24 protein-coding genes and 1 pseudogene are annotated in these 25037 nt (G+C 68.1%); 18 read left to right on the forward strand and 7 right to left on the reverse strand.

All coding sequences use genetic code 11. The annotated features are described in order from the left end of the window. The 13 genes and pseudogenes from NA4_RS26830 to NA4_RS26885 form a co-directional block, all read left to right on the forward strand. Positions 1–644, forward strand: a 644-nt coding sequence (locus NA4_RS26830; protein ID WP_157129323.1) for an iron chelate uptake ABC transporter family permease subunit, incomplete at its 5' end; no start/stop codon positions are given. Further along, positions 641–1528 (forward strand): ABC transporter ATP-binding protein, encoded by an 888-nt coding sequence (locus NA4_RS26835; protein ID WP_067475857.1) that lies wholly within the window; start codon positions 641–643, stop codon positions 1526–1528. The genes NA4_RS26830 and NA4_RS26835, both read left to right, overlap by 4 nt. A gap of 78 nt (positions 1529–1606) precedes the next feature. Then, positions 1607–2002 carry a BlaI/MecI/CopY family transcriptional regulator gene (locus tag NA4_RS26840; protein ID WP_067475860.1) on the forward strand — a complete coding sequence of 132 codons (396 nt, stop codon included), beginning with the start codon at positions 1607–1609 and terminating at the stop codon, positions 2000–2002. A 43-nt stretch (positions 2003–2045) separates the two neighbouring features. Further along, the gene (locus NA4_RS26845) at positions 2046–2984 is read left to right on the forward strand and encodes a M56 family metallopeptidase (RefSeq protein ID WP_067475863.1); all 939 of its coding nucleotides are present in this window, start codon (positions 2046–2048) and stop codon (positions 2982–2984) included. A 214-nt stretch (positions 2985–3198) separates the two neighbouring features. Continuing rightward, positions 3199–4794 (forward strand): DEAD/DEAH box helicase, encoded by a 1596-nt coding sequence (locus tag NA4_RS26850; protein WP_373862840.1) that lies wholly within the window; start codon positions 3199–3201, stop codon positions 4792–4794. Between the two features lie 168 nt (positions 4795–4962). Beyond that, the gene (locus tag NA4_RS26855; RefSeq protein WP_067475866.1) at positions 4963–5826 is read left to right on the forward strand and encodes a DMT family transporter; all 864 of its coding nucleotides are present in this window, start codon (positions 4963–4965) and stop codon (positions 5824–5826) included. A 12-nt stretch (positions 5827–5838) separates the two neighbouring features. Then, positions 5839–5949: pseudogene (locus NA4_RS42845) on the forward strand (hemin ABC transporter ATP-binding protein); the annotation flags it as partial. Between the two features lie 393 nt (positions 5950–6342). Continuing rightward, entirely contained in the window at positions 6343–7779 is a 1437-nt protein-coding gene (locus tag NA4_RS26860; protein WP_067475909.1) for a GuaB1 family IMP dehydrogenase-related protein, read from the forward strand. Between the two features lie 304 nt (positions 7780–8083). Next, positions 8084–9466 carry a hemolysin family protein gene (locus NA4_RS26865; protein WP_067475912.1) on the forward strand — a complete coding sequence of 461 codons (1383 nt, stop codon included), beginning with the start codon at positions 8084–8086 and terminating at the stop codon, positions 9464–9466. Further along, a complete protein-coding gene (locus NA4_RS26870) occupies positions 9459–10523 on the forward strand; it encodes a hemolysin family protein (RefSeq protein WP_067475868.1) in 1065 nt (354 codons plus the stop codon). The genes NA4_RS26865 and NA4_RS26870 overlap by 8 nt, the downstream gene beginning before the upstream one ends. A 22-nt stretch (positions 10524–10545) precedes the next feature. Beyond that, positions 10546–11484, forward strand: coding sequence for a 3-methyladenine DNA glycosylase (locus NA4_RS26875; RefSeq protein ID WP_157129324.1), 939 nt, complete (start codon positions 10546–10548; stop codon positions 11482–11484). Positions 11485–11650: 166 nt separating this feature from the next. Then, positions 11651–13225 (forward strand): LVIVD repeat-containing protein, encoded by a 1575-nt coding sequence (locus tag NA4_RS26880; protein ID WP_067475871.1) that lies wholly within the window; start codon positions 11651–11653, stop codon positions 13223–13225. Positions 13226–13227: 2 nt separating this feature from the next. Then, positions 13228–13869, forward strand: a complete 642-nt coding sequence (locus tag NA4_RS26885; RefSeq protein WP_067475874.1) for a DUF305 domain-containing protein — start codon at positions 13228–13230, stop codon at positions 13867–13869. Positions 13870–13882: 13 nt separating this feature from the next. Here NA4_RS26885 and NA4_RS26890 read toward each other — a convergent pair whose 3' ends face one another. Further along, positions 13883–14641, reverse strand: coding sequence for an NAD(P)H-dependent oxidoreductase (locus NA4_RS26890; protein WP_067475918.1), 759 nt, complete (start codon positions 14639–14641; stop codon positions 13883–13885). Between the two features lie 139 nt (positions 14642–14780). On the opposite strand from NA4_RS26890, the gene NA4_RS26895 reads away from it, so the two are divergent. Then, entirely contained in the window at positions 14781–15515 is a 735-nt protein-coding gene (locus NA4_RS26895) for a PaaI family thioesterase (protein WP_067475877.1), read from the forward strand. A 347-nt stretch (positions 15516–15862) separates the two neighbouring features. Here the strand turns inward: NA4_RS26895 and NA4_RS26900 are convergent, their stop codons facing one another. Together NA4_RS26900 and NA4_RS26905 are read right to left on the reverse strand one after the other, a co-directional pair. Continuing rightward, positions 15863–16531 (reverse strand): MspA family porin, encoded by a 669-nt coding sequence (locus NA4_RS26900; protein ID WP_067475880.1) that lies wholly within the window; start codon positions 16529–16531, stop codon positions 15863–15865. Between the two features lie 66 nt (positions 16532–16597). Continuing rightward, positions 16598–17272, reverse strand: coding sequence for an MspA family porin (locus NA4_RS26905; RefSeq protein WP_067475883.1), 675 nt, complete (start codon positions 17270–17272; stop codon positions 16598–16600). Between the two features lie 185 nt (positions 17273–17457). Here NA4_RS26905 and NA4_RS26910 point away from each other — a divergent pair, with 185 nt between their 5' ends. Beyond that, positions 17458–18468 (forward strand): HAMP domain-containing sensor histidine kinase, encoded by a 1011-nt coding sequence (locus NA4_RS26910; protein WP_067475886.1) that lies wholly within the window; start codon positions 17458–17460, stop codon positions 18466–18468. A gap of 69 nt (positions 18469–18537) precedes the next feature. On the opposite strand, the gene NA4_RS26915 is transcribed toward NA4_RS26910, so the two are convergent. Next, entirely contained in the window at positions 18538–19014 is a 477-nt protein-coding gene (locus NA4_RS26915) for a GbsR/MarR family transcriptional regulator (RefSeq protein WP_067475889.1), read from the reverse strand. 83 nt (positions 19015–19097) lie between these two features. Here NA4_RS26915 and NA4_RS26920 point away from each other — a divergent pair, with 83 nt between their 5' ends. Beyond that, positions 19098–20018 carry an ABC transporter ATP-binding protein gene (locus NA4_RS26920; RefSeq protein ID WP_067475892.1) on the forward strand — a complete coding sequence of 307 codons (921 nt, stop codon included), beginning with the start codon at positions 19098–19100 and terminating at the stop codon, positions 20016–20018. Positions 20019–20060: 42 nt separating this feature from the next. Beyond that, entirely contained in the window at positions 20061–20897 is an 837-nt protein-coding gene (locus NA4_RS26925; RefSeq protein WP_084497471.1) for an ABC transporter permease subunit, read from the forward strand. 207 nt (positions 20898–21104) lie between these two features. Here the strand turns inward: NA4_RS26925 and NA4_RS26930 are convergent, their stop codons facing one another. Next, positions 21105–22649: an alanine/glycine:cation symporter family protein gene (locus tag NA4_RS26930; RefSeq protein ID WP_067475895.1), complete on the reverse strand. Its 1545-nt coding sequence runs from the start codon at positions 22647–22649 to the stop codon at positions 21105–21107. Positions 22650–22881: 232 nt separating this feature from the next. Between NA4_RS26930 and nhaA the strand changes: the two genes are divergently transcribed. Next, on the forward strand, positions 22882–24195 hold the full coding sequence (nhaA, locus tag NA4_RS26935) for a Na+/H+ antiporter NhaA (protein WP_084497472.1): 1314 nt from the start codon (positions 22882–22884) through the stop codon (positions 24193–24195). A gap of 24 nt (positions 24196–24219) precedes the next feature. On the opposite strand, the gene NA4_RS39495 is transcribed toward nhaA, so the two are convergent. Both NA4_RS39495 and NA4_RS43790 read right to left on the reverse strand, forming a co-directional pair. Beyond that, positions 24220–24387 carry a CBS domain-containing protein gene (locus NA4_RS39495; RefSeq protein WP_084497473.1) on the reverse strand — a complete coding sequence of 56 codons (168 nt, stop codon included), beginning with the start codon at positions 24385–24387 and terminating at the stop codon, positions 24220–24222. Beyond that, on the reverse strand, positions 24345–24686 hold the full coding sequence (locus NA4_RS43790; RefSeq protein ID WP_157129325.1) for a CBS domain-containing protein: 342 nt from the start codon (positions 24684–24686) through the stop codon (positions 24345–24347). Before NA4_RS43790 ends, NA4_RS39495 begins: the two co-directional genes overlap by 43 nt. Positions 24687–25037 lie beyond the last annotated feature (351 nt).

The following is a 25037-nucleotide window of genomic DNA, read 5'->3' on the forward strand; positions in this document are numbered from 1 at the left end:
GCGGCCTGCTCACCGCGGTGGCCATCTATCTGCTCGCCTGGGGGCGCGACCGCACCGGCGCACACGGCGCCACCGGGTTGCGGCTGGTGCTGATCGGCGTCGGCGTGAACGCACTGCTGCTCGCGGCCATCAGCTCGCTGCTGACCCGCGCCACGCTGGCCGACGCCCAGCGCGCGCAGCTGTGGCTGAACGGATCACTGAACTCGGCCGACGCAGCGAATCTGGCGCCGACGGCCATCGCGGTAGCCGTTGTCGCCGTCTTAGCCCTCGGGTCCGCTCGTACGCTCGCCGCCCTGCGCCTCGGTGCGGAGACCACGCGTGCGCTCGGTGTGCGAATCCAGACTCAGCAGGCGGTGCTGATCGGCGCGGCGGTGGTCGCGGCGTCCCTCGCCACGGCTGCCGCCGGGCCGGTCGGCTTCGTCGCCCTCACCGCGCCGCAGATCGCCCGCCGCCTCTTGCGCACCCCCGGCGAACCGCTCGTCGGCGCGGCCCTGGTCGGCGCGATCCTGGTGATCGGCGCGGATGTCGCGTCGCGCACGCTGTTCCCGGCCGATCTGCCGGTCGGTGTCGTGACCGCGGCGTTCGGCGGTCCGTTCCTGCTGTATCTGCTCGTGCGTATGAACCGGAAGGCCACGCTGTCATGACGATCGCGGACACCACCCCCGACACCTCGGCGCGGGCCGGCGCACCGGAGCACCGGCTCGGCGCGGACGGCGTCACCCTCGGCTACGGCGAACGGGTAATCGTCGACGGTCTGAGCCTCGACATCGCACCGGGTGTGATCACCACGGTGATCGGGCCGAACGGCTGTGGAAAGTCCACGCTGCTGCGTTCGCTCGGCCGTCTGCTTCGGCCACGGGAAGGCCGAGTCCTGTTGGACGGCAAGGCCATTTCGACGATGCGGACCAAGGATGTGGCCCGCGTCATCGGCGTCCTTCCTCAATCGCCTGTCGCCCCGGAGGGACTCACCGTCGCCGATCTCGTCGCACGCGGACGCCACCCGCACCAGTCCTGGTTCCGGCAGTGGTCGGCCGCCGACGAAACCGAGGTGACGACCGCGCTGGAGCAGACCGGAATCGCCGACCTGGCCGACCGCACGCTGGACGAACTGTCCGGCGGACAGCGCCAGCGTGCCTGGATCTCCATGGCGCTGGCCCAGGGCACCGACATCCTCCTGCTCGACGAGCCGACCACCTACCTCGATCTGGCGCATTCGATCGAGGTGCTCGACCTGGTCGACCGGCTGCACGCGGATCTGGGACGCACCGTCGTCATGGTGCTGCACGATCTGAACCTCGCGATCCGCTACAGCGATCAGCTGGTGGTCATGCACGACGGGCGCGTCGTCGCCAGCGGTCCCCCGGCCGAGGTGATGTCCGTCGAACTGCTGCGCGAGGTGTTCGAGCTGGACGCCGCCGTACTCGAGGACCCGGTGTCGGGCCGGCCGATGATCGTGCCGATCGGCGCCAGGCATGTGCGCGGCAAGGCGGGCGGACCGCAGGCCCCGGCGCCGAGTCCGCGGCTATGAGAAATACCACACCAGCTACTCCATAGTTACGACACCCTGTAGTACGCATCCTCGTCGTTGAGTACCTAAGATTGTGGAATGGCAGGTCTTGGTGAACTCGAGAAAGCGGTCATGGACCAGTTGTGGTCGGCCGACGAACCACAGACGGTGCGGCAGGTGCACGAGGCGCTCGCCGCACGCCGTGAGCTCGCGTACACCACGGTGATGACCGTGCTGCAACGCCTGGCGAAGAAGAACCTGGTGGTCCAGCGGCGCGACGACCGCGCGCACCGTTATGCGCCGGTGCACACCCGCGACGAACTGGTGGCCAGTCTGATGGTCGACGCGCTGCAACAGGCCGACGCGGCGGGCAGTCGCGCCGCCGCACTGGTGCACTTCGTGGAGCAGGTCGGCAAGGACGAGGCTGCCGCATTGCGCGAAGCACTCGCTAAGCTCGAAGCAACCGAGGAGGACTCGGCACCGCCGCCGCAGTAAACTCCTCGGGCGCCCTGGCCCCACAACGCAGTGAGCTGAGACGATGAACGCAACCGCGCCGGTCTTCGCCGGACTCGCATTGCTTCTCGCGGGGCCTGCCCCGGCCTTGCTCAGCCGGGCGACCTGGACCTACCGGACGCCCCGCGCAGCGCTCGTGCTCTGGCAGGCCATCGCGCTCGCCGCCGTGCTCAGCGCGTTCGGCTCCGGATTGGCCATCGCCGCCGAGCTGCTCGTGCCCGGCGCGGACGGTCGCCCCACCACCTCGCCGACGCGCGAGATCGACGCCCTCGGGCTGCCGCTGTGGTCTGCGTACGTGTTCGTGTTCGCGCTCACGCTGTTGATCGGCGCGCGACTCATCTACGCGATCATCCGGGTCGGGGTGCACACCCGCAGGCGGCGGGCACGCCACCGGATGCTCGTCGACCTGCTCGACCAGAGCGGTCCGCAGCGGCGAGCGGCCGACATCCGGGTGCTGGCCGCCACCGAGCCGATCGCCTACTGCCTGCCCGGTCTGCGCCAGCGCGTCGTGCTCAGCGAAGGCACCCTGACCAAACTCCCCGACGCCGAGATCACCGCCATCGTCAGCCATGAGCGTTCACACCTGCGCGCCAGGCACGATCTGGTGCTGGAGGCGTTCACCGCCGTGCACGAGGCGTTCCCCCGCGTGGTGCGCAGCAAGGCGGCGCTCGGCTCGGTGAAACTGCTCATCGAACTGCTCGCCGACGATTCCGCCGTCAAGGTCACCGGTCCCAAGCCGCTGGCCCGCGCCCTCGTCGCGTGCGCGAAGTCCACCGCGCCGCAAGGCGCGCTCGCCGCGGGCGGACCCACCACGCTCATCCGCATCCAGCGGCTCAGCGAGCGGATCGGCGACGTGCGCATCGCCACCGCCGCCTATCTCGGCTCCGCCGCTATCCTGGTGGTGCCGACGCTGGCCGTAGCCGTCCCCTGGCTCGTGGAACTGAGTCGGCTGTTCCACGGCTGACACCCGGCCGTATCCTGGACACTCGGCCCGGCCTCCCGGTCGGCCGCACCTCTCTCGGCTCCTGGCGCGTCATCGCCGCGCCGCAGCGCGGTGAACCGCATCGTGCACCGCTCTCGATCCCACCGAACAGCACGTTCCGCGTCGGAACGCGCTGTGCGACGAAAGGCACCCCCACCTCGTGACCCCCTCGACCACCGTCGCCGCGGCGCCCACCGTGACCTTCGCGGACCTGGGCCTGCCCGCCGTGCTCGTGCAGGCACTGCGACGCGACGGCATCGAGACGCCGTTCCCGATCCAGGCCGCCACTTTGCCGGACGTCTTGGCCGCCAAGGACGTGCTCGGCCGGGGCCCGACCGGTTCCGGCAAGACCCTTGCCTTCGGCCTCCCGATGCTCGCCCGCCTGGCGGGCGCGCCGGCCAAGCCGCGCAGACCGCGCGGACTCGTGCTGGTACCGACCCGCGAACTGGCCGCACAGATCGAGCGGGCGCTCGACGAACCGGCGCTCGCGCTCGGCCTGCGCGTGGCCTCGGTGGTCGGCGGCGCACCGATCAAACGCCAAGCCGACCGGCTCGCCCGCGGCGTCGACCTGCTCATCGCCACGCCAGGACGGCTCGCCGACCTGATCGCGCAAGGCTCCGCCGACCTGTCCGATGTGCTGATCACCGCGCTGGACGAGGCCGACCACATGGCCGACATGGGCTTTCTGCCGCAGGTGACCAAGCTGCTGGATCGCACACCGCGCGACGGTCAGCGCCTGCTGTTCTCCGCCACCCTGGACGGCGAGGTGGACAAGCTGGTCAAGCGCTACCTGCGCGCGCCGGTCACGCACTCCACCGCGCCGCCGTCGGCGTCGGTCGCCACGATGTCGCACCACCTGCTGTATGTGCGGGACAAGGTGGCCAAACGAGCGGTCGCCACCGAGATCGCCGCACGCGACGGGCTGACCATCATGTTCGTCCGCACCAAGCACGGCGCCGACCGGCTCGCCAAACAGCTGCGCGGCGCGGGCATCGCCGCGGGCGCGCTGCACGGCGGCAAGGCGCAGAACAACCGGACCCGCACCCTCGCCGCGTTCGCCGACGGCTCGGTGCCGGTACTGGTCACCACCGACGTCGCCGCGCGCGGCATCCACGTCGACGGGATCTCCCTCGTCGTGCACGTCGATCCGCCCGCCGAGCCGAAGGCCTACCTGCACCGCGCCGGGCGCACCGCCCGCGCGGGCGAGGACGGCGTGGTCGTCACGCTGGTGATGGACGACGAGCGCCGTGAAGTCGAGACGATGGCACGCAAGGCCGGAGTCGAGGTAGACGGGGTCGACGTTCGTCCCGGCGACCGCACCCTGATCACGATCACCGGCGCGCGCCGCCCGTCCGGCGTTCCGGTTGCCGCGCCCACCGCACCCGCGTCGACGCCGGCCACGGACACGGCGAAGCCCCCGCGCAGGAAACCGGGACGGCGCGGAGAACCGAGCGCAGCCGGCGGCCACGGCACGAGCGCGGCGACACAGTCGGGTCGCTCCGGGAAGACGCCCACAACGGGAGCGCCGAAGTCCGCACGACGGAAGCCGGGACGGCGCGGAGAACCGGCCGTGGTCAGCGGCCGTGGCACGAGTGCAGCGACACAGTCCGGTGGTCGCCGTGGGACGACGCCTGCGCCGGAAACACACAAGTCCCCGCGGCAACCGGCACGGCGCGGAGAACCCACCGCAGCCGGCGGCCACGGCACGAGTGCTGCGACATCATCGGGTCGCTCTGGGAAGACGACTCGCCGCAACCACAAGGCGGCACCGAACGTCGACCGACGCCAATAGCCGCGGCCCAGGCACGACGACACCGTCGAGTCACTACGACAAGACGCCCGCTGGAGCCTCGGGACGGCGCCGACGGCCTACGGTGACACGGCATCGCGAACACGGCGACGCGCCGTGCGATCCCAGCAGCCGACACCTCGTAGCAATCGCGGAGCACACTGATCGGTCGTGACACATGTAGCGGCGGCCGTCCTCTGCGCCTTGCTTGCCGCGCTGCTGTTCGCGCTCGGCGCGGTCGCGCAGCAGCGGGCGGCGGCCGCCGTGCCGGAGGGGGAATCCCTGGTTCGCTCCCTGCTGCGCAGTCCGCGCTGGTGGGCGGGCGTCGTGGGCGACACAGGGGGATACGCCATGCAGGTCGCGGCGCTCGCGCTGGGCGCCGTGCTGCTTGTGCAGCCGATCCTGGTGAGTGCGCTGGTCTTCGCGCTGCCGCTGTCGGCACGACTCAACGACCGCCGTGTCACACCCGGCACCTGGGCGGCCGCGCTGGCGCTCACCGCGGCGCTGGCCTGCTTTCTGCTCGTCGGTAATCCGGACGCGGGCGATGCGGATGCGCCACTACGGGATTGGCTGCTACCGCTGGGCATCCTGCTCGGCCTGATCGCCGCCGCAACCGCAGGCGGCATCGCCGCGACCACTCCGGGGTGGCGCGCGATGCTCCTCGGCGCGGCAAGCGGCTCGCTGTACGGACTGGCCGCTGCGCTCACCGCCCACGTCACCGACCTGTTCGAGCACGGCCTCGGCCAAGTGCTGGGCAGTTGGCAGACCTGGGCGCTGATCGCGGCGGGGGTCACCGGCGTCTACCTCCAGCAGCGTGCCTTCCAGTCCGGCGAGCTGGCCGCGTCGCTGCCCGCGGTGACGATCGCCGAACCGCTGGCCGCCGTCTTCATCGGTATCACCGTGCTGGACGAAAGGCTGCGCACCACCACTGTTGGCCTCGTCATCACCGGAATCGCGGTCCTCGTCATGTGCGCCACCACCATCACCCTCTCCCGCTCACAGGCGGTCGCCGTCGACCCGGCACCGTCGGCCTAGCGCAGCCTCGCCCGGTCCTTTCCGACGCTCTGGGGTGGTGAGCGCGCCCGCATCGCGCTGGCCCGGGTGCTGGCCCAGAACACTGCTGTTGGACGAGCCACCGCGGCGCTGGATCTTGGTCATCATTAAGCCGTGTTGCGGTTGGCCAAGCCATCATCCGGCTCGTGAATGCACCGAACCGGATGGCGATGACTTCCCGGATTGCAGTCGTGCCCAATTCGCCGGTCCACCCGCCGCTTATGCCCGCTGCCACTGTCGGCCGTCACCCTCGACCGATCAGGCCTAGTCGTTGGGCGGTTCGCCGCACCGAGGGGCAGATCGGCGAGCTGGTGATCGCGCTGGAGGGCGGTGGTCCACATCGGCGGCCTCGAGCCGCTCGGTCACGATGCGGCGCAAGTGGATCGGTTTCCGCTGCACCGGCGGAGGGCAGGACGACGTACGCGAACCGGATGGACCCGCGGCGCCGGGCAGCTGACGACGGCCCGCGCGAGGCGGCTCCCGGTTATCATCGGTCAAGTGCGCTTTCTCCCCGGTCATCAGCCGCCGTACGACCTGACCTACGACGACATCTTCCTGGTCCCGAACCGGACGGACGTCGCGTCACGTTTCGACGTCGATCTTTCGACGGCCGACGGGTCCGGCACCACCATCCCGATCGTCGTCGCCAACATGACCGCCGTCGCCGGGCGCAGAATGGCCGAGACCGTGGCCCGCCGCGGCGGCCTCGTCGTACTCCCGCAGGACCTGCCGATCACCGCGGCCGCCGACACCATCGCGTTCGTCAAGAGCCGCTCACTCACCGCCGACACCCCGGTCACCCTCGACCCCGACCGCTCGGTCTCCGAGGCCGTCGCGCTCATGCACAAGCGCGCGCACGGCGCCGTCGTCGTGGTCGACGGCGGGCGTCCCGTCGGCGTGGTCACCGAGGCGGCCTGCGCCGATGTCGACCGTTTCGCGCGGTTGCGCGAGGTCGCGGTCACCGATTTCGTGCGGGCACCGGCCAGCACCACCCCGCGCGACCTGTTCGACCTGATGCACGCCGAGCACGCCGACTTCGCCGTGCTCACCGCCGAGGACGGCACCCTCGCCGGGGTGCTGACCCGCACCGGCGCGCTGCGCGCAGGTATCTACCAGCCCGCCGTCGATGCCGCGGGCAAGCTGCGCGTCGCGGCCGCGGTCGGCATCAACGGCGACGTGGCCGCCAAGGCCAAGTCCCTGGTCGATTCCGGCGCCGACCTGCTGGTCATCGACACCGCGCACGGCCACCAGGCCAAGATGCTCGAAACCCTCGCCGCGGTGCGCGATCTCGGTCTCGGCGTCCCGCTGGTGGCGGGCAATGTGGTCTCCGCCCAGGGCACCAGGGATCTGGCCGAGGCGGGCGCGGACATCGTCAAGGTCGGTGTCGGCCCCGGCGCCATGTGCACCACGCGCATGATGACCGGCGTCGGCCGTCCGCAGTTCTCCGCGGTGGCCGAATGCGCCGCCGCCGCCGAGGAACTCGGCGTGCACATCTGGGCCGACGGCGGCGTGCGCCATCCCCGCGACGTCGCGCTCGCCTTGGCCGCGGGGGCGTCCAACGTGATGATCGGCTCCTGGTTCGCCGGCACCTACGAATCCCCGGGCGACCTGCGTGTCGACCGCGACGGCAACGCCTATAAGGAGAGCTTCGGCATGGCGTCCAAGCGGGCCGTCGCCGCGCGCACCGCCTCCGACAGCGAATTCGACCGCGCGCGTAAGGCATTGTTCGAGGAGGGCATCTCCAGTTCCCGGATGCGGCTGGATCCCGAGCGGCCCGGCGTCGAAGACCTCATCGACCACATCTGCTCCGGCGTCCGCAGCGCCTGCACCTACGCCGGCGCGCGTACGCTCACCGAGTTCCACGACCGAGCCGTGCTCGGCGTGCAGTCGGCCGCCGGATTCGCCGAAGGACGCCCGCTGCCGAGCGGTTGGTGAGCGCGGAGCCAGCGCACCGTCGACGGCGGCAGCGCCACCCAGGGAACGTCGCGGTGTGCTGCTTTCCCGACACGCGTATCCGAGCGACACCGGCCCACGCGACCCGATGCGTGGGCCGGTAGCATAGTGGTTGCCGGATACCGGCACCACAACTTCGCGAAAGGATCCAGTTGTCACCCGCGTCCGAGGGCGCCGCACAGGAGGGCTCCTCTACCGAGCCGGGTGACAAACCCGGCGTCCTCCACCCCGCAGTAGTCCCATTCCGCACAGGCCGCTTCCCGGCACCGATCAGGTGGTGCTGACGATGTCCGTCGCGCTCACCGCGCTCAGCCTGATCGGATTCATCGCTCTGACGGTCGGCACCGCCCTGTTCGTCGCCGCCGAGTTCTCCCTCACCGCGCTGGAACGCAGCACCGTCGAGGCGCACGCCCGCACCGGTGACGTCCGCGCCAGGATGGTCCGCAAGGCGCACCGCACGCTGTCGTTCCAGTTGTCCGGCGCCCAGCTCGGCATCACCATCACCACGCTGGTCACCGGTTACATCGCCGAACCGGTGCTGGCCAAGCTGCTGAAGCCGGTTTTCACCGGGATCGGACTCGGCGACGCGGCCGGGCACGGCATCGCCCTCACGCTGGCATTGATCCTGGCCACTTCGCTGTCGATGATCTACGGCGAGCTGGTGCCCAAGAACATCGCCATCGCCAAGCCGCTGGCCACCGCCCGCGCCACGGCCGGTCCGATGGTCACGTTCTCGGTGGTGTTCAAGTGGATGATCCATTTCCTCAACGGCACCGCCAACTGGGTGGTCCGCAGGCTGGGCGTGGAACCCGCCGAGGAGTTGCGCTCGGCTCGCTCGCCGCAGGAACTGGGCTCCCTGGTCCGCACCTCGGCCCTGCGCGGCGCCCTCGATCAGCGCACCGCCCAGGTGATGGATCGCTCGCTGCAGTTCGGCGAGCGCAGCGCCGAGGAACTGATGACGCCACGGGTGACGATCGAATCGCTGGACAAGGACGACACCATCGCCGATCTCATCGACGCGGCCGGCCGCACCGGCTACTCCCGGTTCCCGGTGATCGATGGCGACCTCGACAACACGCTCGGCTTCGTGCACATCAAGCAGGCGTTTACGCATCCGGCCGCGGTGCGCAGGACGCTCCCCCTGCACATGCTCGCCCGTCCGGTCCCGATCGTGCCCGCCAGCCTGGACGGCGACGAGCTGCTCGAACGCATCCGCTCCCACGGCATGCAGGTCGCCCTCGTCGTCGACGAGTACGGCGGCACCGCGGGTCTGGTCACCATGGAGGACATCATCGAGGAGATCCTCGGCGACGTCCGCGACGAGCACGACGAGGAGGAGCGCGACGTGCGGCGCGTCTCGGACGGCTGGGACTGTTCGGGCCTGCTGCGCATCGACGAGGTTTCCCGGGCCACCGGATACGACGCCCCCGAGGGCGAGTACGAGACCCTGGGCGGCCTGGTCCTGACCAGGCTGGGCCGCATCCCGATGGCGGGCGACGAAGTCGTGCTGCCGAATCCCCGTTCGCAGCAGTGGTCCGCGATCGACGATCCCGACGCGGGCGGCTGGATCGCCCGGGTGGAACGGATGGACGGACGGCGCATCGACCGGGTGCGCCTGATCCCGGTCGCCGCGGGCACCCTCGCCACGAGGGAGCACAGCCATGGGTGACATCTTGGGCGTGCTGCTCACCATCGTGCTGCTCGGCGGCAACGCCTTCTTCGTCGCCGCCGAGTTCGCGCTCATCTCCGCCCGGCGCGACCGACTGGAAGCGCTGGCCGCGCAGGGCAAACGCAATGCGAACACGGTGATCCGGGCGGGCGAGAATCTCTCGATGATGCTCGCGGCCGCGCAGCTGGGCATCACCATCTGCTCGATCCTGCTCGGGCGGGTCGGCGAGCCCGCCGTCGCGCATCTGCTGGAAGGCCCGTTCGACTTGGTGGGCCTGCCCGAGCAGGTGCTGCACCCGGTGGCGTTCGCCGTCGCGCTGACCATCGTGGTGATCCTGCACATCCTGTTCGGCGAGATGATCCCGAAGAACATCGCGCTGGCCGGTCCGGAACGCAGTGCGCTGCTGCTGGTTCCGGTGCACTTGGTGTGGCTGCGGCTGGCCCGGCCGCTCATCGCCCTCTACAACCTGTCCGCCAACCTGTCGCTTCGGCTGTTGCGGATCGAGCCGAAAGACGAGCTCGAGGCGACCGTGTCCATGGTCGAGCTGGCCGAGATGATCGGCGAGTCGCGCTCGGAGGGGCTACTGGACGAAGAAGAGCACCGGCGGCTCACCCAGGCGCTCGGCACCAGCGAACGCGTAGTCGCCGACGTGATGGTGCCGCTGCAGGCGACACGGTCGGTTCCGTTGCGCGGCAACGGGACGACACTCGGCGACGTCGAGTCCGCCGTCGCGGAAACCGGGTTCTCCCGCTACCCGGTGCGGGCGAGCGATGGCTCGCTGGTCGGCTACCTGCATGTCAAAGACGTCCTCGACAAGGTCGCCGACGAGAGCGCCGGTCCCGCGACGCCGATCCCGCGCACCGATATCCGCCCGTTGCCGACCGTGAGCATGGGCACGGCGCTCTACGAGGCGCTGGCCCGCCTGCGCCGCACCAACAGCCACCTCGGCCGGGTAGTCGACGAGCGGGGCAACACCACCGGCATCGTCGCTCTGGAGGACTTGGTGGAGGAGTTCGTCGGCACCGTCCGAGACGTCACGCACCGGGTGATCGAATGACGACCCGGCGTTCGGGCGATGGATGCTCCGGAGTGCGGGCGTGACCGTCCGGGTATTGCCCGGTGCGCGGTGGCGGGCGGCCGCCGCGGCGCACCGGGCCCGGCTCGATGGTCTGGTCGGGCCGTATCTCGAACGGCGCGCGCAAGGCTCACCACATCCGGTGATCGACTTCTTGTTCACCTACTACGGTCACAAACCCGCACAGCTGCGCCGCTGGCACCCGGGGTACGGCATCGCGCTCGCGGGCGCGGCCGAGTACGACGGTGCTCGCGGATATCACCGCGTCATCATGGACAGCCAGGCGGACGATGCGGCGCCCGGCAATGTCTTCGCCGCCGACCCCGCGTATCTGGCCAAACGCCACGACACCCTCGCGTTCGTCGCGAATCTGTTGCGCGCCACCGCGTCCCGGCCCGCACAGCTGTCCTGCTTCGGGCTGCACGAGTGGGCGATGGTGTACCGCACCGACGACATCCGTCACCAGCAGGTGCCGTTGCGACTGGGGTGGGCTGGCACCGACGCGGTGGTCGAGTCCATGTCCTTGCGCTGCACGCATTTCGACGCCTACCGCTTCTTCACCCCGGAAGCCGTCGGCCACAACGCCGAGCCGCTGACGCGCGCCGACCAGCTCCTCCGGGAACAGCCCGGCTGCTTGCACGCGAACATGGACTTGTACAAGTGGGGCTGCAAGCTGGTCCCGCTGATCTCCTCCGAGCTGCTGCTGGACTGCTTCGAGATGGCCTGCGCCGCCCGCGAACTCGACATGCGCGCCAGCCCCTACGACCTGTCCGAGTTCGGCTACGAGCCGGTCCGTATCGAGACGCCCACGGGCCGCGCGGAGTACGTCCGCGCACAGGCCGCACTGGCCGAGCGCGCGGCCGAGCTGCGCCGGACCTTCCTCGGCGCCTGCGACGAACTGCTGGCATTGGACAAGCGAAGCGGCACCGGCCACCGGGACTGACGCCGTCCCGGGCGCCACTTCGGCGAAAATCTTCGCGAATCGTGCGCGGGATTCGCCGAAACCCTCCTTCAAGTTAACGAGTATTAATACCATTCAGTCAGTTCGGTGACTGTCCCAGTCAGACCGGACAGCCCAGTTCCGAAGACGAAGTTGGGGGGACGCGACGATGCGCTCAATGGCCAGACTCCGCCGCGCGAAAACGCTGGCTCTGCTCACTATCGGCATGGTAACGGCCATGCTGTTGCCCGTTATGGCCTCGGCTGATCCGCAATCCGACATCCAGAGCGCCATCCAGGAATTCTTCGACGTCGGGCGGACTTCGGTCCCCCGCGCGGACTGCGGACCCGGCTCCGCACCGGAGAACGGCCTGCAGGGCGACGTCACTGCGGCCGACCGGGACAGCGGGCGCAGTACCCAGGGCTACCGGTGCAATATGTCGTTCGTCGGTGGATACGCGGGCCGCGGCGCAGGCATCACCTCGACCAGTTTCGAGCACTGCGCCTATCTCGGCTCGTTCTTTCCCGGCAACCTGATCAGCGAGGGACGCGGCGTCCAGGTGCTGGACGTGTCCGATCCCGCGCATCCGCGCCCCACGGTCACGCTGACCGAGCCCGCCATGCTCGCGGGCACCTGGGAGAGCCTGAAGGTCAACACCGCGCGCAAACTCCTGGTGGGCACCGGCGTCCCGGTCGGTGAGGGTGTGGGTTACCTGTCGGTGTACGACGTGTCCGATTGCGCCCACCCGCGGCTGCTCAACCCGGGCCCGGGCACGAACATGCTGATGCCCCTGCCGATTACCACGCACGAGGGCGGCTTCTCCCCGGACGGCAACACCTATTGGGCGTCGGGAGTCGTACCCGGCTTCGTCAGCGCGATCGATCTCGCCGATCCGGCCAACCCGCGCGTGATCTGGCAGGGATTGACCGGCATCCAGGCGCACGGGTTCGGCATCAGCCCCGACGGCAACCGGATGTACATCTCCGCCCTCGGCGGATTCACCGTCCTCGACATCAGCGCGGTGCAGCGCCGCGACCCGAATCCGCAGGTGCACCACATCGGTCGGGTGTTCTGGACGGACGGCTGGGCGACCCAGCACAGCGTCCCGGTCAGCTACGACGGCAAGCCCTACCTCTACACCGTCGACGAGGGCGGTTCCGGCGGGGTCAAACTCATCGACATCTCCGACGAGACCGCGCCCGAGGTGGCAGGCAAGATCAAGCTGGAGATCAACCTGCCGCAGCACGTCGACAGCAATATCGGCTCGTCCATGGGCGGCTCCGCGTTCGCGTACGAATCGCACTACTGCGCCGCCGACCGGCAGGACGACCCGACCGCCCTGGCCTGCGGATGGATCTCCTCCGGCATCCGGGTCTTCGATATCCGCGATCCATTCGCCATCCGCGAGATCGCCTACTACAACCCGCCCGCCCGCACCGGACAGAACCTGAGCCTGTGGAACTCGCCGCACGCGCTGGCCTCGATCATCGGCGTGCCCTTGATGAGCACGCCGCCCGCGGTGCGCGCCGTGCTGGAAGGACAGTTCAACCCGCTCGACGCCGGCACGCCACGCACCGGCCGTCTCGCCTTCGGCGACGTGTCCACGGACTGGTGTTTCTCACCGCCGGAATGGCGCGGCTCGCAACTCTACGTCGCCTGCTCGGACAACGGATTCATGGTGCTGCAGCTGGACAACGACGTGTATTCGCCGCCGCCGGACCAGCAGTCGATCGTGGGGTCGTGACGATGTCACCGTGGACCCGAACCGCGGCCGCGGTTTCCGTGGCCTTCGCGCTGCTCGTGCTCGGCGCCGCGCTACGACCGCTCGTTTTTCCGGAAACACCGTCGGCGACACCGGTTCTCACCGCGGTGGAGATCGGCTTCGTCCAGGACATGACCGCCCACCATCAGCAAGCGCTGGTCATGGTGCAGCGGCTCGACCGTGCCGTCGATCCGGCGGTCGTCCGATTGGCCGACCAACTCGACCGCACGCAGTGCCTGGAGATCGGCACCATGCTCGGCTGGTTACGCCTGGCCGGCGCGGCGCCGACCTCCTCGCGTCCGATGGCGTGGACGCCCACCGCACATCATCATTCGGGCACCGTTCCCGCCGCATCGCCCGGGAGCCCGGGAGCTATGCCGGGGATGGCGAACACGGCTGAGCTCGACACCTTGGCGGCGGCGCGCGGCCGCCAAGCCGAAATCCTCTTCCTGCAGTTGATGTTCCGCCACCATCAAGGCGGTATCGCGATGGCCGAGGCCGCCGACAGCCTGCTGCGCTCCGGTCCGGTCAAGGAGCTCGCCCGCGCGATGATCCACGAGCAGGGTCGGGAAGCCGGGATGATGGGGATGCTGCTGGCCCAGCGCGGGGCCATCCCGCTGCCCTGATCGCGTCGCGTGGTCAGGAAGCCACGTGCAACGCGAACCCGGTCGCGCCGTCGGCCTCGCGGCCTGCCGCCAAGCGCAGTCCGCGGTCGTAGTCGCCTCCGCCCTGCGGGCGGTATCGGATCGGCTCCAGTGCCCGCAGTTCCGACATCCGGCGCCGCAGGTCGTCCGCGACTTCCTCGAAACGCTCGGAGGCGAGCCGGATCGTGTCGTGCACCAGGAACGGCGGCAGCACATCCATACCGGTGTAGTACAGGACGCCGTGATGGATGGGGAACAGCAGATCTTCGACCGGCCCATTGATACCGCGATCGGAATACGATGGCCGCTTGCCTCCGATACCGACCACGAGCATCGCCCGCCGTCCCGCGAGCACGCCCGCTCCATATCTCGGCATCGCCTTGCCTCCGGCCCCGTAGGCGAAACCGCACGTGAGGACCCGATCTACCCAGCCTTTCAGGATGGCGGGCAGACCGAACCACCACAGCGGGAAGTGCAGCACGACAGTGTCTGCCCAGAGCAGTTTCTCCTGCTCGGCGCGGATGTCGGGGCTGAGTGTCCCGTTGTGATATGCCTCGCCGGAGGCGAGCATGAAATTGCTTTCCTCGACAGCGCCGAAATCGTCGGTGTTCGCTGCGGCCTTCCAGCCCATCGCGTAGAGATCTGTGATCCGCACCTCGTGCCCGTCCGCCCGCAACTGCTGCACGGCAACGTCTTTCAGCGCACCGGTGAGTGAGTCCGGCCTCGGGTGGGCGTACACGATCAATACCTTCATGCCGGCTTTCGTCATGCTCGGCGCAACAGCGCTCGGCATTGCGGAATTCCACCGAGCCGTTGACCTGCACGGACGCGTGCGGCGGTATCGTCTGACGTGACCGGATCATGATCGCCGGTCGGGAGAGGTCGAGCTACTGATGATTCGCACCGATGCGTTCACCGTGCCGGGGCATGTGCGCGGTTATCCGGGCGTGGCGTTCGGCGGGTACGTGGCTGGACTGCTCGCCTCCACGAGCAGCGCGGCGGAAGTGCGCGTGGACTTCCGGCGCGCGGTCACCGTGGACACCCCGATCATGCTGTCCTCCGACACCTCTGGCGGTGCGACGCTGACCGATCAGGACGGTGCCGTGCTCGCCGAAGCGTCGCCTTCGGTCGTCACGATCAGCCCACCGCCCACGCCCACCTGGGCGCAAGTGCGTGCGGCGACGGCCACTGCGCAGGTCCTGCGCAAGATGAGCCACTGCTACGGCTGCGGCGCCGCCTGCCCGCCCGGCCGCGGGCTGCGGCTGTCACCTTGGGCCGTTCCCGCGCACGACATGGTCGTCTGCGCCTGGACGCCCGACCCATCCCTCGGTGGACCCGATGGCCTGCTCGCCACCGAAAACGTCTGGGCCGCTTTGGATTGCCCAGGCGGCTGGTCCGCGATGGTGCTGCGCGACCTGCGTCCCGGCGCGGTCACCGCGGCCCTCACCGCCACCCAACTCGAGCCCGTCCGCGCCGGTGAGTCCTACCTCTCCTATGGCTGGCCGATTTCCCGAGACGGCCGGAAATATACGGTGGGCGTGGCGCTGACCCGCACCGACGGAACCCTCTGCGCCCTTGCCGAAGCCCTCTGGATCGAACCCCGCCAGGCATTGGCCTTCCTGTGGTGATCCGCGCCCGGCGAGTGCCGAGCCGGGGGCTTCAACACGCATGTAGCGGCCGAGGTGTCATGGCTCTTCCAGGTCGAGAACGACCGCATCACCGGCCTCTACGAGCGCCGTCCTGTGGTGCGAGCGGTGGGGTCAGCCTGGTCTTGGCGAACCCGGCGATCGGGGCTTTCGCCAGCACCCAGCAGGTGCGAAAGCGCCGTTCGAGCTCGCTCTTCGCGCATCGGCAACTATGGGCCAGGCGTCGATGCGACGCAGAGGAGGCGCGGGCGGTAGTAGAACAATGCTGCTCGGAAATGGTCGATGGGTCCGGCGCAGCGGCGCCGGACCCATCTTGTCCCCTTACTGGATCAGCCGATGCTGAACGGCTGGCCCCACAAGGTCACTGTCGACAGAACGTTGGAGGTTTCGACCTTTACCTTGACGAATGCGCGCGCTTGCGCGTAGCCGGCGCAGCCGCCGAGGCCGATCGTTTCGTCGGCCCAGGTGACGCTGCCGCTGGAGCCCTTGAACTTGTTGCGCTTCTCATGCGTTTCGTTGCCGTAGTCGTCGGCTTCCTCGATGTCGAGCACGTAGAACGACCTGGCCTGACCCGGGCCGAGCGACAGCTCGCCACCGCTGTTGGCGCCCACATTGCCGCTCTCGTCGCTCCAGTCGACCTCGCCGTCGACACCGCCCTCGACACCACCACCGGCGATGTTGACCTGGCAGCCGACCACGTAGCCGGGATAGATCTTGCCGCCCTTGGCGTTTGCGCCGGACAGCTCGACCTGCGCACTACCGGACACCCACGCATTGCGGTGCAGCGGCGTCGAACCCATGGACGGGCTGATGGTGGCCGACTCCCCGACCAGACGGACCGTCACGACCGTGCCGTCGGAGAGAGTCTTGACGAGTTCCCCGCCCGGCAGCGGGACGAAGGTGTCGGCGTTGGCCGCACCTGTCGAGAGCAGACCTACGGTGATAGCCGCGGACGCGCACAGCCCTGCTGCGCGCGCCAGCATTTTGCGATCGAACATGATGGTAATACCCCTAGAGGATCGAGTTCGCTTCAGCGAAAAGAGATTTGACAGGTCCGACCAGCGTCAGCCGATGCTGAACGGCATCCCGTAGAGGGTGGTCTTCGAGTAGTGATCGCCGATGATCTCGACAACCGTGTACGAACGCGCCTGCGCGTAACCCGCGCAGCCCTGGATCTGAATCTCGGCATCCTGGTACTCCACCGAGTACACACCCGGCTTCAGGATGTCCTTGTAATCGATCTGAACGAACTTCACCTCGCCCGGACCGAGGTTGATACCGATCGAACCACCAGCACTCGCCCCATTGAGGTTCACACTGCCCGACACACCCGCGGAGATCGCGTCATCGGCAATGCTGATCTGGCAACCCACGATGTAACCGGTGCTCAACTGCGAAGCACCATGGGTCGAAGAGTTGTTGGTCCCCGGGTTTCCGGTCGGGCCGTTGTTCGGGCCGACCTCGCCCTCGGGCGTCACAGCCACATCGGCAATCGCGTTGCCCGAAACCCAGACGACGCGCCCGGCGCCGTTGGCGGCCAACGACGGCGAAATCAGGGCCCGCTCTCCGTTCCGGGTGATCGTCACGCCAGGCCCCACCTTCTGGCCGTCCGGCAACGGCACGAAGGTGTCGGCGTTGGCGGCACCGGTCGAGAACAGGCCCATGGCGACAGCGGCAGCCGCGCTCATGCCCAGCGACCGGGTCGCGCGACGCGCACCGTCGGTGCGGTTCATGCTCATTGTTTTCCTCATCAGGTTCCAGCGACCAACCTCGGCTTTCGAGGTGGGAAGCCCGTTTGCGGGCGAAGCTGAGTTTCGTTCGCATTTGCGTCGAAACGATGAACTGCCGCAGATCGAGGTCATGAATGCGCTATGACGTCGACGTGTCCGGAGTATTTCGATTTCTTGACGGAGATCTTTCGATTGTGCTCACAGGATCCACCGGCAAGCCACCGACTCCTTTGATTCTTCCCGGACTGCCGATTACCCGCCGCGCGGACGGCGCCCTTTACGAATTCGCCCCACTCACCGAACTGCGATCGACGCTGCAGGCACTGCAAACACTTTTGATCGTCTGTGCTGTCATCGCAACCAGCATCGGCGCCGTACTCGGGGTTTGGGCCAGTCGCCGCGCACTCGAGCCGCTGCACCAAGTCGCGGGCACCGCGGCGCGGATCGCTTCCGGCGAGCTGGACTCGCGGTTGCCACACACCCGTGATCGCGACCTGTCGACAACCGTCGAGGCGTTCAATGCCATGGTCGACTCGCTACAGCAGCGCATCGAACGGGAGAGACGTTTGGTCGCCGACATCGGACACGAGTTGCGCACACCACTGACCACCCTGACCACCAGCGTCGGAGTCATGGCACGGCATCGCGAGGAACTGCCGGACCGTCCGCGTCGAGCATTGGGATTGGTCAGCGAGGAACTCGAGCATCTGCGCCGACTGCTCGACGACCTGCTGGCCCTCGCCCGCGCGGAGGCTGGAATTCACCGTTCCGAACAAGAGCCGCTGTCGTTGCGCGATCTTCTGACCAACACGCTGTCCGGACGCAAGTACGCACCCGAGCTGCTGACCGTGCTCGCGGACGCGACAGTCCAAGGACACAAGCTCGAACTCGAGCGCGCCATCGCGAATCTGCTCGACAACGCCGACCGGCACGGCGGCGGAGTCACAGCGGTCGCCATCGACCGTGACGACGACCACGCGGTGATCACTGTCGACGATTCCGGGCCCGGCGTTCCCGAAGCCGACCGGTCCCGTATTTTCGAGCGCTTCGTGACCGCTCGGACCGGTCGTCGCGCGGGGACGGGCACCGGCATCGGACTCGCCTTGGTCGCCGAGACCGTCGCCGCGCACCACGGCACCGTCACGTGCATCGACCATCCAGGCGGCGGAGCACGATTCGTCATTCGGCTGCCGATCACGCCATAGCACGACAGTTGTCGTTCGTCCTGCGGCGACTTCGCGCGGTCCGGTTTCGCTTGCCCAGACGACGGAATGTCACCTCCGTGCCGGGTCGTACCGGGTTTGTTCGCGCCAGCGTTCGATGAGTGCGGGCATCTGTTGTTCCATGTAGCCGTAGAAGTCCTGCATCTCGTGTAGCCGCGCGGCGGTCGGGGTGTCGTCGGCGACGGCGTCGAGGCCGTCTTGTGCGGCGTCTTTCATGATCTTCAGCATGGCGTTCTGCTGCGAGAACAGGTTGGCCCATACCCCTTTCGGGAACCGGTAGTGCTCGCGGCGGCTGCCCGGGGCCGGTACGCGCTCCACCATCCCCGACTGACTCAACTGTTTGATCGCTGTCGATACCGCGCCGGTGCTGATCGACAACTGCTCGCACAGATCAGCCGCCGTCATCGCCTCCTGCTCGGTGTAGAGCAACGCGGTCATCACCCGCGCTGTCGTCTTCTGCATGCCGCCCTGCGCCAGAGTCAGGGCGAGCCGCTCGGCCGCGTCACGAAGTCGCTGCTTGGAGTCCATGCACCAAATAGTACAGACAACTCCAATAACTCATACATCTCACACTCTTCACAAATCTCTGAAACTTCGCTAGTGTGTGAGTCATGAGCAACAACGCCATCGAGATCCGCGACCTCACCAAGACCTACGGCGCCCGCCGCGGCCTGACCGGTTTGACCCTCGACGTCCACGCGGGCGAGGTGTTCGGGTACCTGGGACCTAACGGTGCCGGCAAGTCGACCACCATCCGGCTGCTGCTGGACCTGATCCGTCCCACCTCCGGCACCGCGACCGTGCTCGGGCTCGACCCGCGCGGCGACGGAGTCCAGATGCGCCGCCGGATCGGTTACCTGGCAGGCGATTTCGTCGTCGACGGTCGGCAGAAGGTGTGCGAATGCCTGCGTTTCCTGGGTGATCTGCGCGGCGGTGTCCCGCAGCACCGCATCGACGATCTTGCCACCCGGCTCGGCCTGGACCAGTCCGCGACGATCAAGAGTCTGTCGAAAGGCAACCGGCAGAAGGTCGGGCTGGTGCAGGCATTCATGCACAGCCCCGAACTCCTGATCCTCGACGAGCCGACCTCCGGGCTGGATCCGCTGGTTCAGCAGACCTTCCTGGAACTGGTCACCGAAGCGGCCGCAGGCGGGCAGACGGTGTTCATGTCCAGCCACATCATGGACGAGGTCGAAGCCGTCGCCGACCGCATCGGCATCCTGCGCGACGGCCGCCTTGTCGCCCTCGACACCGTCGCCGACCTCCGCGCCGGAGCCACGCGCCGCATCGAAATCGGGTTCGCCGCCCCGGTCTCGATCGACGAGTTCCGTGGCCTGCCAGGCCTGGTGGATCCGACGCTCGACGCCGCAGGCACCACTTTGCGCGGCGGGCTGACCGGCACACCCGACGCGATCGTCAAGGCCGCCGCCCGGCACACGGTCACTGCGCTGCACACCACCGAACCGCACCTGGACGAGATCTTCCACAGCCACTACGCGGACGCCGAGGCCGCACCCCAGCCAGCCGCCTGACTCCCCCGTTCGATTCCACGCTGCACAGACAAGGACACCGACATGACCACCGCCACCGCGCTCGCCCCGCAGATCGAATCCGCAGTGACCACCGCCCGCGCCGTCGTGCTCACCAAGACCCTGCGCGACAACCGCCGCAGCCTCCTGGGCTGGACCGCCGGTACCACACTGGCCGCGGTCCTGTACGCCAGCTTCTACCCCCAGATGGCGAAAAACGGTGCCGCCCAGACCGAGAGCATGCCCGAGGGTCTGCGCGAAGCCCTGAACATGACCGACCTCACCTCCGCCGCCGGCTACCTCGGTGGTCCGGTCTTCGGACTGATCGTGCCGCTACTGGCCATGTTCTTCGGAGCCGCGTTCGGCGCCCGCGCCACCGCCGCCGACGAGGAATCCGGGACCCTCGATCTGCTCCTGGCACACCCCCTCACCCGGACATCGCTGATCCTGCAGCGCTTCGCCGCATTCGTCCTCGCCGCCGCGGGGATCGGCGTGATCGTCTGGCTGGCCATGCTCGCCATTCGTGGCGGAGCCGACCTGACAATGGTCACGCCAGGCCAGTTCGCCGCGCAGTGCCTGAACATGATCCTGCTGACCGTGACCTTCGGCGCCCTGGCCACCGCCATCGGCGCCGCCTTCGGCCACCGTGGCGTCGTGTTCGCCATCACCGCCGTCGTCGGCGTCGGCGCCTACGCCGCCCACGCCTTCGCCGCCCAGATCGGCGTCGACTGGGCCGCCTACCTGTCGCCGTTCCACTACTACATCGACAGCGAACCACTGCGGAACGGCTTCGGCGCAACCGGCATCACCGTGCCCGTCCTCGCCTCGATCATCCTGATCGCAGTCGGCACCTACCGGTTCAACCACCGCGACCTCGGCTGAGACAACACCCCAAAAGCCTGTGGCCCGGAAACTCCGGGCCACAGGCCTTCGCCCGACCGTCAGCCGCCCCGCACAGCTGCCCTGATCCGTCTTCTCCACCGTGCACCGCACGAATACCATTGCCGCACAACGAAGTAGGTAGGGAGCGGTTCTGCAATCGGCGGCAGCGCATTTGCACCCGCGCTTCTCCGCATGACCTCCGGCCCCCTACACCGTGGTCCGCACGCGATCCTTGCCGGTCGTCGGCTCGTAGGTCTCCCAGAATGTGGCTCCAAAAATGCGCAACGCCAGCGGATCGAACACCGGGTCCACACCCGCCCTCTTCTGGCGTTCGTAGTCGCGCAGCGCCTTGTACGCGGGCTGCTGGAGAATGATGATGCCGATGATGTTGAGCCAGGCCATCAATCCCACGCCGATGTCACCGAGCGTCCATGCCTCGGTCGCGGTCGACACCGCGCCCATCACGACGGAGATCAGGATCAGCGCCTGCAGCACGAGGGTGGAGTTGGAGCCGATCGAGCCGCGGACGATCGGTACCGGGAGCGGCGAGTACCTGCCGAGCAGGAACTGCAGGTTGGTCTCGGCCATGTAGTAGTAGGCGATGATCGTGGTCAGGCAGAAGAACGCGAGCGAAACAGCGACGAAGGTCGATCCGAAGCCACTCCACAACGTGTCCACGCCGACCTGAGCGAAGCTCGGCCCGACCGTGGCATCCCCGGGCAGCGCGCCCCCGTCGGCGAGCACCGCGCCGCTGGCGGTCTCGCCATCGAATACCCGGTAGGCGCCGGTCGACAAGATCAGGAACCCGGTCGCGGTGCAGATGAACAGGGTGTCGACGTAGACCGCGAAGGCTTGCACCAGTCCCTGCTTGGCCGGATGAGAGACCTCGGCGGCCGCCGCGGAGTGTGGCCCGGTCCCCTGCCCTGCCTCGTTCGAATAGACCCCGCGCTTGACACCCCACATGACTGCCGATCCGATGATCGCACCGAACACCGAGTCCGCGCCGAACGCGCTGGCGACGATCATGCGCATGATGCCGGGGATCTCGCTGGCATTGACCGCCACGATGACCAGCGCCAGCGCGATGTAGACGATCGCCATGAACGGCACCACGACCGCGGCGAACGCCGCGATGCGTTTGACACCGCCGATGATCACGAACGCCAGCACGATGACCGTGCCGACGGCCACCACCCAGTGCGAGACGCCCCACGCCTGATGCATGGCCGAGGCCATCGAATTGGATTGCACGCTGGGCAGCAGCACGCCGCAGGCGAGCACGGTCACCGCCGCGAACACGAATCCGTACGCCTTGAACAGCGAAGCCGCACGAGTGTGGGCCATCGCCTTGCTGAAGTAGTACGCCGGCCCGCCGCGGTACTCACCGGTGCGACGGTCGCGCGTCTTATAGATCTGGCCGAGGGTGCACTCGACGAAGGACGTCGAGGCCCCGAGGAATGCCACGGCCCACATCCAGAACAGCGCCCCTGGCCCGCCGAAGGCGATGGCGGTGGCGACACCGGCGATGTTGCCGGTGCCGACTCGGCCGGACAATGACATGGCCAACGCCTGGAACGACGACACACCCGACGGAGACTTCTCGCCGGAGAACATCAGCCGGATCATCTCCGGAATCTGACGGACCTGGACGAATCTGGAACGGACGGAGAAATACACGCCAGCCGCCAGGCACAGGTAGATCAGCCCATTGCTCCAGATATAGCCATTGACCGTGTCCAGAAGCTCAGTCAAAACACATGCTCCCATCGAGGTACCGACATCGGCAGAGATGCTCGCATGTTCGGTGTGGCCAGCTGTTACCGACCGGTCACAGCGGTGTTATGAACGCCGAAGCGGCCTGGTCATGGGCTTGCTGATCTATTCCGATTAGGGTGTATACAACGCATCGCTAGGTGCGGGGTGTGCCGGGAAGCCTGGTCGGCGGCAGGGATTTGTTCAAGTGCGTCGATGCCTGGAGGTCTCCATGGCCGCTGCCCAGCACGAGCGAACGATTCTGTTCGGGCTGCTGCCGCGGCCGGAGCGCACGGCAGTCGCCCGGGCGCTGCGGACCGAGACCGTCGGCGGCCTGATGCTGTTGGCCGCGGCCGTGGTGGCGCTGGCGTGGGCGAATTCTCCCTGGAACGCGTGGTACGAGCGGGTTCGCGAACTCCACCTGGCTATCCCGATGCTCGGCTTGGACTTGTCCGTGCAGCAGTGGACAGCCGACGGGTTGTTGACGGTGTTCTTCCTGGTTGCAGGGATCGAACTGAAACGTGAACTGGTGGTCGGCGAGTTGCGTACCAGAGCCACCGCCGCCTTGCCGGTGATCGCCGCGGTCAGCGGCATGGCGCTGCCTGCGATGGCGTACATCGCCACTGTCTGGGTCGGCGGAGGCAGTGTCGACGGTTGGGCGGTCCCGATGGCGACGGATATCGCCTTCGCGCTGGCGGTGCTGGCGGTTCTCAACACGCACCTGCCGTCGGCGCTGCGGGCCTTCCTGCTCACCTTGGCCGTCGTCGACGATCTGGGTGCGATCACGATCATCGCGATCCTCTTCACCGCCGACCTGAACCTTGCCGCCCTCGGCGGGGCGTCGGCCGGATTGGTCTTGTTCTCGGTGCTCCAGCACTTTCGGCTGCGCGGCTGGTGGTGGTATGTGCCGCTCGGGGTCACCATTTGGGTGCTGACTTATCACGGTGGCGTGCACGCCACCGTGGCTGGTGTGTGCATGGGCATGCTGCTGCGTGTGACCAGCGACCCGGGTGAGGAGCACGCACCCGGCGAACGCGCCGGGTACCTACTGCGCCCGATCTCCGCCGGTGTCGCCGCACCTCTGTTCGCGCTGTTCTCCGCAGGTGTGGGCGTGTCGGTCGCGGTTGTGACCGAGGTGTTCACCCGGCCCGAGTCCCTCGGCGTCGTGCTGGGGCTCGTGGTCGGCAAGACCATCGGGATCTTCGCTGGAACATATGCGGCGGCCCGGTTCACCCGCGCTCAGCTCAACCCCGATCTGGAGTGGGCCGATGTCTTCGCCCTCGCCGCGCTCTCCGGAATCGGGTTCACCGTCGCTCTGCTCATCGGCGGCTACGCCTTCCCTGACCCCGCCGCCAGTGAACACATCGCAGCTGCCGTACTCACCGGCTCGTTCATCGCCGCCACGCTGTCCACCCTGCTGATCAAACGGCGCAACGGGATCTACCGGCGTCTCTACGAAGCCGAGCAACGCGACCGTGGCAATTGCGATACCCGAGACGACAACCGCCCCGGCACCGACGGTGACGACCGCGAGACCGGAGAGTGACCCAGACGGCCCAGTCGCCGCGCGTTACGCCGATTCCGTCGCCGCGATCAACCGCTGCAGCAACTGCCGTGCGGTAATCACGCCGTGCAGTTCGCGCCTGCCCGGGTGTTCCTCGATCACCCCGACTACGGGGGCGTGCAGCCGTGTCATCACCTCGGCCACCTCCACAACCGTCGTATCCGGAGCAACCATCGGAAGCAGCGGAACGCACACAGAAAGACAGTCGGCGAGCCGCCGCTGCGCCAGCTCACCGCCACCAGGTCCGCATGCGGTTCATCGATCACTCCGGCGAGCCCACGATCCTCCCGCACATAGGCGGGAACCGCGATCCTGAGCAGCTGATCGGCGGTGAGAATCGCGCACGGTTGCCCCGACCGATCCCAGACGACCAACCCGGAATGGCCCTCCGAAATCAGCAGGCGAGCCGCCTCGACCGCCGACGCATCGACCTCAACCCCCACACAGGGGCTGGCCAACTCCCGAGCGCGCATCCGAATCCTCCCGCACTAGCAGGTGCGCTCACACCCATTATGAGTCCGAACCGACACTCGAGGAGACGTCCACACGACGCCTGCCGACCGGGGTTGGAATCATTTCTGCCACAACAGAGGCGATGATCCGGCGACTTCGACGGTCCGCCAGAAGCAGGGGAGATCGCTCCCGATGCTCCCCATATGCGATCGCACAGTGCGGGTCAACGAAGGATACGGCCGCGCCCCAGCGGCGAAGCCCGATCTTGGTTGAGCTTGTCTCAGCGGAATCTTTACGGCATCTTTACGGGTAGGAGCGCCGGGAAGTCTGGTCGGCAGCCCTGCCCGAAGCGGGTTGGGTTCAGGGGTCTG

This window comes from Nocardia amamiensis NBRC 102102 (genome assembly GCF_001612745.1).
Lineage (GTDB): Bacteria > Actinomycetota > Actinomycetes > Mycobacteriales > Mycobacteriaceae > Nocardia > Nocardia amamiensis.

Coding starts and splice junctions, on each gene's coding strand:
- NA4_RS26835 (WP_067475857.1), top strand. CDS start 641: ATGACGATCGCGGACACCACCCCCGACACCTCGGCGCGGGCCGGCGCA.
- NA4_RS26875 (WP_157129324.1), top strand. CDS start 10,546: ATGCTCCGGAGTGCGGGCGTGACCGTCCGGGTATTGCCCGGTGCGCGG.
- NA4_RS26885 (WP_067475874.1), top strand. CDS start 13,228: ATGTCACCGTGGACCCGAACCGCGGCCGCGGTTTCCGTGGCCTTCGCG.
- NA4_RS26865 (WP_067475912.1), top strand. CDS start 8,084: ATGTCCGTCGCGCTCACCGCGCTCAGCCTGATCGGATTCATCGCTCTG.
- NA4_RS26870 (WP_067475868.1), top strand. CDS start 9,459: ATGGGTGACATCTTGGGCGTGCTGCTCACCATCGTGCTGCTCGGCGGC.
- NA4_RS26905 (WP_067475883.1), bottom strand. CDS start 17,272: ATGAGCATGAACCGCACCGACGGTGCGCGTCGCGCGACCCGGTCGCTG.
- NA4_RS26915 (WP_067475889.1), bottom strand. CDS start 19,014: ATGGACTCCAAGCAGCGACTTCGTGACGCGGCCGAGCGGCTCGCCCTG.
- NA4_RS26880 (WP_067475871.1), top strand. CDS start 11,651: ATGCGCTCAATGGCCAGACTCCGCCGCGCGAAAACGCTGGCTCTGCTC.
- NA4_RS26895 (WP_067475877.1), top strand. CDS start 14,781: ATGATTCGCACCGATGCGTTCACCGTGCCGGGGCATGTGCGCGGTTAT.
- NA4_RS26925 (WP_084497471.1), top strand. CDS start 20,061: ATGACCACCGCCACCGCGCTCGCCCCGCAGATCGAATCCGCAGTGACC.
- NA4_RS26890 (WP_067475918.1), bottom strand. CDS start 14,641: ATGAAGGTATTGATCGTGTACGCCCACCCGAGGCCGGACTCACTCACC.
- NA4_RS43790 (WP_157129325.1), bottom strand. CDS start 24,686: ATGCGCGCTCGGGAGTTGGCCAGCCCCTGTGTGGGGGTTGAGGTCGAT.
- NA4_RS26840 (WP_067475860.1), top strand. CDS start 1,607: ATGGCAGGTCTTGGTGAACTCGAGAAAGCGGTCATGGACCAGTTGTGG.
- nhaA (WP_084497472.1), top strand. CDS start 22,882: ATGGCCGCTGCCCAGCACGAGCGAACGATTCTGTTCGGGCTGCTGCCG.
- NA4_RS39495 (WP_084497473.1), bottom strand. CDS start 24,387: ATGGTTGCTCCGGATACGACGGTTGTGGAGGTGGCCGAGGTGATGACA.
- NA4_RS26845 (WP_067475863.1), top strand. CDS start 2,046: ATGAACGCAACCGCGCCGGTCTTCGCCGGACTCGCATTGCTTCTCGCG.
- NA4_RS26900 (WP_067475880.1), bottom strand. CDS start 16,531: ATGTTCGATCGCAAAATGCTGGCGCGCGCAGCAGGGCTGTGCGCGTCC.
- NA4_RS26920 (WP_067475892.1), top strand. CDS start 19,098: ATGAGCAACAACGCCATCGAGATCCGCGACCTCACCAAGACCTACGGC.